The 8305-nt window shown below is 71.0% G+C and carries 8 protein-coding genes; 6 read left to right on the top strand and 2 right to left on the bottom strand.

The features are described from left to right. Positions 1–37 precede the first annotated feature (37 nt). Complete coding sequence (locus BIU89_RS04540) at positions 38–1366, bottom strand: glycosyltransferase (RefSeq protein ID WP_051596765.1); 1329 nt, start codon at positions 1364–1366, stop codon at positions 38–40. Positions 1367–1681: 315 nt separating this feature from the next. Between BIU89_RS04540 and BIU89_RS04535 the strand changes: the two genes are divergently transcribed. The 6 genes from BIU89_RS04535 to BIU89_RS04510 all read left to right on the top strand — a co-directional run bounded on the left by BIU89_RS04535 (position 1682) and on the right by BIU89_RS04510 (position 7174). Next, entirely contained in the window at positions 1682–2944 is a 1263-nt protein-coding gene (locus tag BIU89_RS04535) for an ABC transporter substrate-binding protein (protein ID WP_254791482.1), read from the top strand. A 157-nt stretch (positions 2945–3101) separates the two neighbouring features. Next, complete coding sequence (locus tag BIU89_RS04530; RefSeq protein WP_027465915.1) at positions 3102–4079, top strand: carbohydrate ABC transporter permease; 978 nt, start codon at positions 3102–3104, stop codon at positions 4077–4079. 65 nt (positions 4080–4144) lie between these two features. Further along, a complete protein-coding gene (locus tag BIU89_RS04525) occupies positions 4145–4987 on the top strand; it encodes a carbohydrate ABC transporter permease (RefSeq protein ID WP_051596808.1) in 843 nt (280 codons plus the stop codon). A gap of 5 nt (positions 4988–4992) precedes the next feature. Further along, a complete protein-coding gene (locus tag BIU89_RS17975; protein WP_071244883.1) occupies positions 4993–5490 on the top strand; it encodes a hypothetical protein in 498 nt (165 codons plus the stop codon). 21 nt (positions 5491–5511) lie between these two features. Beyond that, positions 5512–6528, top strand: a complete 1017-nt coding sequence (locus BIU89_RS04515) for a LacI family DNA-binding transcriptional regulator (RefSeq protein WP_071244882.1) — start codon at positions 5512–5514, stop codon at positions 6526–6528. A 10-nt stretch (positions 6529–6538) separates the two neighbouring features. Next, positions 6539–7174, top strand: coding sequence for an MBL fold metallo-hydrolase (locus BIU89_RS04510; RefSeq protein WP_071244881.1), 636 nt, complete (start codon positions 6539–6541; stop codon positions 7172–7174). Between the two features lie 112 nt (positions 7175–7286). Here the strand turns inward: BIU89_RS04510 and BIU89_RS04505 are convergent, their stop codons facing one another. Beyond that, positions 7287–8183, bottom strand: coding sequence for a DUF72 domain-containing protein (locus BIU89_RS04505; RefSeq protein ID WP_083404149.1), 897 nt, complete (start codon positions 8181–8183; stop codon positions 7287–7289). Positions 8184–8305 lie beyond the last annotated feature (122 nt).

Genomic DNA, 8305 nt, shown 5'->3' with positions numbered 1-8305 from the left:
CTCCCGTCCGTTCCGGTGCGGACGTCTGCTGCTCCGCCTACGGGCGGAAGCGGCCCTCCTCGACCTCGCGCCAGAACCGACGGCTGCGGAAGTACGCCGCCGGGCCCGCCGGGAAGCCGCGGAACTCGTGGTACGCCAGCGAGCGCGGGATCCGGGTCGTGGAGGCCTCGGTGATGCTCTCGGCCGCGGCGTCACGCCGGCCGGCCAGTCGTGACACGAGCTGCTTCAGCTTGATCTTGCCGGCGCGGGGCATCAGCCGCGCGAGCACGATCGCGTGCCGGCGGTCCTTCGCGATGAGCTCGCACATCAGCGCCGTGAACCCGACGCCGTTCGAGTGGAGCTGCCCGTGCAGCCCGGCGAGGTCCTGCCGGTGCCGGTGGTGCACGACCGCGCGGGGTTCGAAGCCGATCCGGCCACCGCTCCACAGGATGTCGATGAAGATCGCCAGGTCCTCGCCACCGCGGGCGGGCACACCGGCACCGAGCACGGGGTCGAACCCGCCGACGGCGTCGAAGGCCGACCGTCGGACCGCCCAGTTCGCGCCGGCGCCGTAGCCGCCGATGCCGTACACGGCGAAGTGCTTCTGCACCGAGCCGTCGGGGCGGACGGCCCGGGCCTGCGCGTGACGCATGACCCCGGGGACGTCGTCCGGCACGATGGTCACCGGCTGGAAGGTGCGCTCGCCGCTGAAGCCGCCGTAGTATGCCTCGTACCAGATCTGCGCGGGGGTCTCGAGCTCGACGGGCAGGATCATCCCGGTGACCGCGGCGACCTCGGGCTCGCGGACGAAGCGCGTGCCGATGGACCGGAGCCACTGTGCGTCGACCCGGACGTCGTCGTCGGTGAACGCGATGATCTCGCCGTGCGCCGCGGCGACCCCGGCGTTGCGACCGGCGGAGCAGCCCGGACGGCGTTCGGTGACCAGCCGGACGTCGCGGCCCTCGAGCAGCCCGGGCAGGGCGTCGACCTCGGGCAGCTTCACGCGGTTGTCGACGAGGATGACCTCGTACCGCGGGTAGTCGAGGTGCTCGAGGAAGTCGAGCAGCTTCCGGATGTCCTCGACCCGGGTGACGATGGTCGACACGACGATCGAGATGAGCGGGAGGTCGAGGTCGGGGATGGGGGTCTGGGTCGCACCGGAGGTCCGTGCGAGGCCGTCCACCAGGGGCGCCATCGCGCGGGCGGCATCGGCCGGGTCCGCGGTGAGCAGCACGTCGAGGGTGGTGACGGGGAAGCCGTCGCGGTAACCGACGACGAGCGCGGAGGAACCCGACTCGTCGGCGACCAGGCGCGGCAGCGGAGCGTCGAGGTCGACGCTGACGACCCGACGGGGGCCGGGCACGGTGACGGAGGAGTGCAGGGTCATGGTCGGGACGCTACGACCGCCCGCGGTGTCCGGACAACGGACCGGACCAGCAGTGGCGGGGTTCGTGCGGGGTTCCGCAGCGCGGTGCGTGTGCCCCCGACGGGGGTGAGCGCTCACCCAGGAAGCCACGGGAACCTCATGGGTCACGCTCAGGTCACGGAACCGATGCAACCGGTTGCGCTCCCGCTGGACCGGGCGTAGCTTCCTCCACCAGCAGGCAGCGGCGCTTGCTCCAGGGCAGTGTCGTCGAACCCGATTGATGCCCCCTGGTGATCTCAACGAGGAGACAACGCTGTGAAGACAACACGCTCAAGGGTGCGGTTCGCATCCGTTGCCGGGGTCGCCGTCATCGGCCTCGTGCTCACCGGCTGCTCGAGCGGGAGCTCCGGCGCCGGCTCGGACGACGCCAAGAGCGGCCAGGACAGCCGCGGACCCATCACCTACGTGCAGGGCAAGGACAACTCGAACGTCGTCCGCCCGCTCATCGCGAAGTGGAACAAGGCCCACCCGGACGAGAAGGTCACCTTCAAGGAGCAGTCCGACCAGGCCGACCAGCAGCACGACGACCTCGTGCAGCACTTCCAGGCGAAGGACGAGAACTACGACGTCGTCGACGTTGATGTCGTCTGGACCGCCGAGTTCGCCGCGAAGAGCTGGCTGACGCCGCTGACCGGCGACATGAAGATCGACACCTCGAAGCTCCTGCCGTCGACGGTGAAGACCGCCACCTACAACGACACCCTCTACGCCGCGCCGCAGACCTCGGACGGCGCGCTGCTCTACTACCGCAAGGACCTCGTCAAGACGCCTCCGACCACGTGGAAGGAGATGATGGCCGACTGCAAGATCGCGAAGGACGCCGGCATCGGCTGCTACGCCGGGCAGTTCGCGAAGTACGAGGGTCTGACGGTGAACGCCTCCGAGGCGATCAACGGCTCCGGTGGTTCGGTGCTCAGCAAGAGCGGCGACCCGGACGTCGACACCTCGGACGCCAAGGCCGGCCTGCAGAACCTGGTCGACGCGTTCGAGGACGGGAACATCCCGGCCGAGGCCATCACCTACCAGGAGGAGCAGGGCCGCACCGCGTTCGAAGCCGGCAAGCTGCTGTTCCTGCGCAACTGGCCGTACGTCTACAACCTGGCGAAGACCGACGGTTCGAGCACGGTCAAGGACACGTTCGGCATCGCGCCGATCCCCGGTGCCGACGGCGTCGGTGCCTCCACGCTCGGTGGGCACAACGCGGCGATCAGCGTGTACTCGAAGCACAAGGCGACGGCGCACGACTTCCTCGAGTTCCTCATCTCGAACGACACGCAGAAGTTCTTCGCGACGCAGGGGTCGCTCGCCCCGGTCGTCGGTGACCTCTACACCGACTCCGAGCTGACGGCGAAGCTGCCCTACCTGCCGACGCTGCTCAAGTCGATCGAGTCGGCGGAGCCGCGCCCGGTCACGCCGTTCTACCCGGCGGTGACGAAGGCGATCCAGGACAACACCTACGCGGCGCTCAAGGGATCGAAGTCGGTCGACGAAGCCATGAAGGACATGCAGGACGCCCTGAAGTCGGCGACCAGCAGCTGACACACAGCGGCTCACGCCGCATCGGACGGGAGGCCCGTGGCGGGTCCGCCACGGGCCTCCCGTCCGCCCCGTACTTGCGTTCCGACACCCCCGGCAAGGAGGCCGACACGTGTCAGCAGCAACCGAGATCCCCGCAGCCATCCCCAACCCGACGGGCATGGAACCGAAGCGCCGACGGCGCAAGGGCGGACTCAACGCCGAGCACGGCCGGTGGGCCGTGTACCTCATCGGCCCGACCATCCTGCTCCTCGCGATCGTCATCGGCTACCCGGTCGTCAGTGCGATCATCCAGTCGTTCCAGCTCGACCAGGGCCTCGACAAGGCCACCGGCCTGTTCGTGCAGGGCGGGTTCGCCGGCATCACGAACTACGCGCACTGGCTCGGTCAGCAGTGCGGCAACGTCACGTGCCCGCCCGGCAGCCTCGGTTCCCAGTTCTGGGTGTCGATGGGCAACACGTTCTTCTTCACCGTCGTCACCGTGCTCGCCGAGACGGTCATCGGCGTGTGGATGGCCATCATCATGAACCGCAACTTCAAGGGCCGCGCCCTCGTCCGTGCCGCGATCCTGGTGCCGTGGGCGATCCCGACGGCCGTCACCGCGAAGCTCTGGTACTTCATCTTCGACGCGAACGGCGTGCTGAACCACGTCCTCGGGCAGCAGATCCTGTGGACGAGCGGCGAGTGGGCGTCCCGGTGGGCGGTCATCATCGCCGACACCTGGAAGACCACGCCGTTCATGGCGCTGCTCATCCTGGCGGGCCTGCAGCTGATCCCGGAGGAGGTCTACGAGGCCGGCAAGATGGACGGCGCCTCGACGTTCCAGCGCTTCGTGCTCATCACCCTGCCGCTCATCAAGCCCGCGCTGATGGTCGCGATCCTGTTCCGCGTGCTCGACGCGCTGCGCATGTACGACCTGCCCGCGATCCTCACCGGCGGTGGCGGTGGTTCCGGCAACGCCACCACGACCCTGTCGATCCTGGTCGTCGAACAGATCCGGCAGGGCTTCAACTCCGCGTCGGCGCTGTCGACCATCACCTTCCTGGTGATCTTCATCGTGGCGTTCGTCTTCGTCCGGTTCCTCGGCGCCAACGTCGTGCAGACGCAGGCCGCCCAGCAGAAGGGTGAACTCAAGTGACCCTCGCAGCAGACCGCCCCCGGTCCTCCGCAGCAGCACGCGACCGCGCCGTCGACCGCACCGAGGTGCGCGTGCGCCGCGACACCGGGCCGCGCATCCGCACGGCCGTGCAGGCGATCGTCATCGCCGTGTGGTGCCTCCTGCCGTTCTACTGGATGGTGGTGACGAGCTTCCGCGACGTCGGGTTCACGTTCGACGCCACCCCGTGGCCGACGCACGTCACGCTCGACAACTACGCGACGGCGTTCTCCACGTCGCTCGGCAACCACCTCGGTCGGGCACTCGCCAACAGCCTGCTCATCGGCGGGGTCGTGACGATCATCGCCCTGCTCGTCGGCACCACGGCGGCGTACGCCCTCGCCCGGCTCGAGTTCCGCGGCAAGTCGCTCATCGCCGGCGCGATCCTGGCCGCGTCGATGTTCCCCGGCGTCGCCCTCATCTCGCCGCTGTTCCAGCTGTTCACCGACATCGGGTGGATGGGGTCGTACCAGGCGCTCATCCTGCCGAGCATCTCGTTCGTGCTGCCGCTGACCGTGTACACGCTCGCGTCGTTCTTCCGCGAGATGCCGTGGGACCTGGAAGAAGCAGCCCGCATCGACGGGTGCACCCGGGTGCAGGCGTTCCGGCGGATCATCCTGCCGCTCGCGGCGCCCGCGGTGTTCACCACGGCGATCCTGGCGTTCATCTCAAGCTGGAACGAGTACCTCATCTCGTCGCAGCTGTCGAGCGACGCGACCCAGCCGGTGACCGTGGCGATCGCCTCGTTCGCCGGGTCACAGCCGCACCAGGAGCCCTACACGGCGGTGATGGCCGCCGGCACGATCGTCACGATCCCGCTCGTGGTCCTCGTCCTGATCTTCCAGCGGCGCATCGTGGCGGGGCTCACCGCCGGCGGCGTGAAGGGCTGACGACCATGGCGCAGCGCGGACCCACCCGTCCCACCGCCCGCATCGAGGAGTCGATCGGCTTCGTCGGCATGTTCGGCGTCCTGTTCCTCGGCGTGACGGTGTTCTGCGAGCTCACCGGGCGACCGGCGCTCGGCTGGGCGCTCACCCTGCTCGTGTGCGTGCTCGGCGTCGTCGCCCTGGACCGGTGGCGGGTCGCCGTCCTCCGCCGCACCGCACCGCAGGACGGCACGGGTGCGTCCGTGCCCCGGGGCGTCGGTGCTGCGCCCGCGGTGGCCCCGGTGCACACGTCGGTCACCGACCCCACCGGTCGCAGGCCTCGACCCGGCGCGGACGGACGGGTGCACCAGCACGCCGGCTGGGACGAGGTCGCACCGGCTGCACGACGGCCGGCGCGCACCGCACGGGTACCGGAACGCCGGGCGGACCGCGGCGTGCCCGCGGTGGCGGCCCGACGCCGTGGACCCGACGCACCGGCGGACGTGACGCACGGCACGGACGGCTGACGGGCCTCCCGGGTCGCACCGATGGGGATCCAGGAGATCGCGACCGTCACGGGGCTGTCGAAGTCCACCGTGTCGCGGGCGCTCCGCGGCATGTCGAACGTGGCCGACACCACGATCGAGCAGGTGCAGCGGGTCGCCGACGAACTCGGGTACGTCCCGAGCTCGGCGGCGGCCGGCCTCGCCACCGGTCGTCAGCGCGCCGTCGGGGTGGTCGTGCCCGTCATCGACCGCTGGTTCTACGTGAAAGCGCTCGGCGGTGTCGACGCGGAGCTCCGCCAGGCCGGGTACGACCTGGTCCTCTACAACCTCGGCGGCCCGGGCGGCGACCGCGACCGGGCGTTCCGACGCTCGATGCTGCGGCACCGCGTCGACGGCCTCGTCCTGCTCTCCCTGGTGCTCGACGCCACCGAACGGGCCGAACTCGAACTCAGCCGGCACCCCATCGTCGTCATCGGCGGGCCGGCACCGGGCCTGCGGAACGTGGGCGTCGACGACCGCGAGGTCACCCGGATCGCGGTCGAGCACCTGCACGGCCTCGGCCACCGGCGCATCGCCTACGTCGGCGGGCAGGACGAGGCCGGCATGAACGTCGCCGTGCCGCACCTGCGGCGGGACGGGTTCCTCGACGCCGTGCGGTCGTCGGGACAGGCCGTACCGGAACGGTGGTCGCTCGACGGCCGGTTCTCGTTCGCCGGCGGAGCCGCCGCCGGGGCCGTGCTGTTCGCCGAGCCCGCGTCGGAACGACCGACGGCGGTGCTCTGCGCCTCGGACGAGATGGCCCTCGGCGTCCTGCTCGCCGCACGCCGAGCCGGACTCGCGGTACCGGAGGACGTGTCCGTGATGGGGGTCGACGGCCACGAGTACGGCGCCACCGTCGGACTCACCACGGTCGCGCAGGACCCGGTGGCGCAGGGACGGACCGCTGCCCGAGCGGTGCTCGCCGAGGTCGACGGCGGTGTCGCCGGCCCGATCGCGGCGGCACCCGCGCACCTGGTCGTCCGCGCGACCACGGGGCCCCGCCCGCACGGTGCCGCGTAGGGTCGCCCGCATGGAGGTCACCAAACTCGAACACGCCTGCCAGGTCATCACCGAGGGGGACGCCCGCCTGGTCCTCGACCCGGGGAACTTCACCCGACCGGTCGACGTGACCGGGGTCGTCGCCGTCGTCGTCACGCACGAGCACCCGGACCACGTCACCCCCGAGCAGGTCCGGCGCATCCTCGACGCCAATCCCCGTGCGGTCGTCATCGGGCCGGAGGGGGTCCGCGCGGCGCTCGCCGAGGCGGGTGTCACGGTCGACGTCGTCACGGACGGCGACCACCGGACGGTCGGCCCCTTCGCGCTCACCTTCCACGGCACGCGGCACCAGCTGATCCATTCGTCCGTGCCGATCGTCGACAACACCGGCGTGCTCGTGGACGGCCGACTGTTCCACCCGGGCGACTCGTACACGGACCCTGGCGTCCCGGTCGAGGTCCTCGCGGCACCCGTCGGGGCGCCGTGGCTCAAGGTCGCCGAGATGATGGACTACGTCGCCGCGATCGCGCCGTCCCGCGCGTACCCGATCCACGAGGCCACCCTGTCCGAGGTCGGCCTCGGCATGCACACGGGGCGGCTCCGCGAGGCCGTCGAGCCCGCCGGGTCGCTCGTCGTGCTGCGTCCGGGGGAGTCGCTCACGCTCTAGGGCTGCGCTGCGCTGCGCGGCCTGGAGGCCCGTGGCGGCGCCGCCACGGGCCTCCTGTCCGCATCGTGTGCAGGAACGGTCGGGTCCGTGCGCCCGGGGCGACCGTTTCTGCTCACGAAGCGCGACGCAGTCGCGCCGCGACCAGGCGGTCGAGCGTCAGGGCGTCCCACGGAGCGTGCCGCTCGGCGTCGTTGTCGAAGTACACGTAGACGTCCCGGCCGGCCTCGGCGTGCTCGAGGACCGTCGTCGCCCACCCGCCGAGCGCCCGGGGTGAGTACCCGTCGTGGTAGGTCCGGGGTGCACCGTGCAGCCGGAGGTACGCGAGCGGTGCCCCGGTGTCCGCCCGGAAGCGGGGGAAGTCGCCGGCGTGCGAGTCGACCAGGGCGACGCGGTGCCGGCGGAGCACGTCGAGGTGCTCGTCGCCGAAGCCGGCTGCCCGGACCTCGAGCGCGTGGTGGATCGGCCTCGCCGGTTCCTCCGGCTCCACGAGTCCGTCCGGTTCGCCGGGGACCTTGTCGTCGTGGTGGCGTGCGAGCTCGGCGGCCGCACCGTGCGTCCGGGGGAGCACCCCGAGGAACGCGTCGAGCACCTCCGGCGTCGGCAGCAGGCGCTCGGGCAGCTGCCAGAGCACGGGCCCGAGGGTGTCCCCGAGCTCCAGCGGACCCGAGGCGAAGAAGTTCGCCAGCGCGGTCTCGACGTTCCGCAGCCGCAGCATGTGCGTGACGTACCGGCCGCCCTTGACCGCGAACCGGAACCGCTGCCCGCCCGAGGCCGCACGCCACGCCCGGTACCGCGCCGGACGCTGGAGCGAGTAGAAGGATCCGTTCAGCTCCACCGTCGGGAACCGCGACGCCACGTGCTCGAGCCACCGCCGCTTCGCGAGGCCCTCGGGGTAGAAGTCCCCACGCCAGCCGTCGTACTGCCACCCGGACAGGCCGATCCGGACCGTGGCCGAGTTGTTGCCGCCGACGTGACGAGGCGCTGCGATCGCGTCGTGGTCGGCCGTCATCGATCCACCGTATGCCCGCTCCGACATGGCGGCACACCCGGGCGACACGCCCCGTTTTGGTGCGGATGCGAGCCTTGTGCAATACTTGTCGAGTTGTCGGAACGGCCCCATCGTATAGCGGC

Origin of the sequence: Curtobacterium sp. MCBA15_005 (assembly GCF_001864855.1) — a bacterium.
Lineage (GTDB): Bacteria > Actinomycetota > Actinomycetes > Actinomycetales > Microbacteriaceae > Curtobacterium > Curtobacterium flaccumfaciens.
This window is presented reverse-complemented; position numbering and strand designations above follow the sequence as displayed.

Excerpts from the sequence above, each read along its gene's own strand:
- BIU89_RS04540 (WP_051596765.1), bottom strand. The coding sequence starts at position 1,366 with ATGACCCTGCACTCCTCCGTCACCGTGCCCGGCCCCCGTCGGGTCGTC.
- BIU89_RS04530 (WP_027465915.1), top strand. The coding sequence starts at position 3,102 with ATGGAACCGAAGCGCCGACGGCGCAAGGGCGGACTCAACGCCGAGCAC.
- BIU89_RS17975 (WP_071244883.1), top strand. The coding sequence starts at position 4,993 with ATGGCGCAGCGCGGACCCACCCGTCCCACCGCCCGCATCGAGGAGTCG.
- BIU89_RS04515 (WP_071244882.1), top strand. The coding sequence starts at position 5,512 with ATGGGGATCCAGGAGATCGCGACCGTCACGGGGCTGTCGAAGTCCACC.
- BIU89_RS04510 (WP_071244881.1), top strand. The coding sequence starts at position 6,539 with ATGGAGGTCACCAAACTCGAACACGCCTGCCAGGTCATCACCGAGGGG.
- BIU89_RS04505 (WP_083404149.1), bottom strand. The coding sequence starts at position 8,183 with ATGACGGCCGACCACGACGCGATCGCAGCGCCTCGTCACGTCGGCGGC.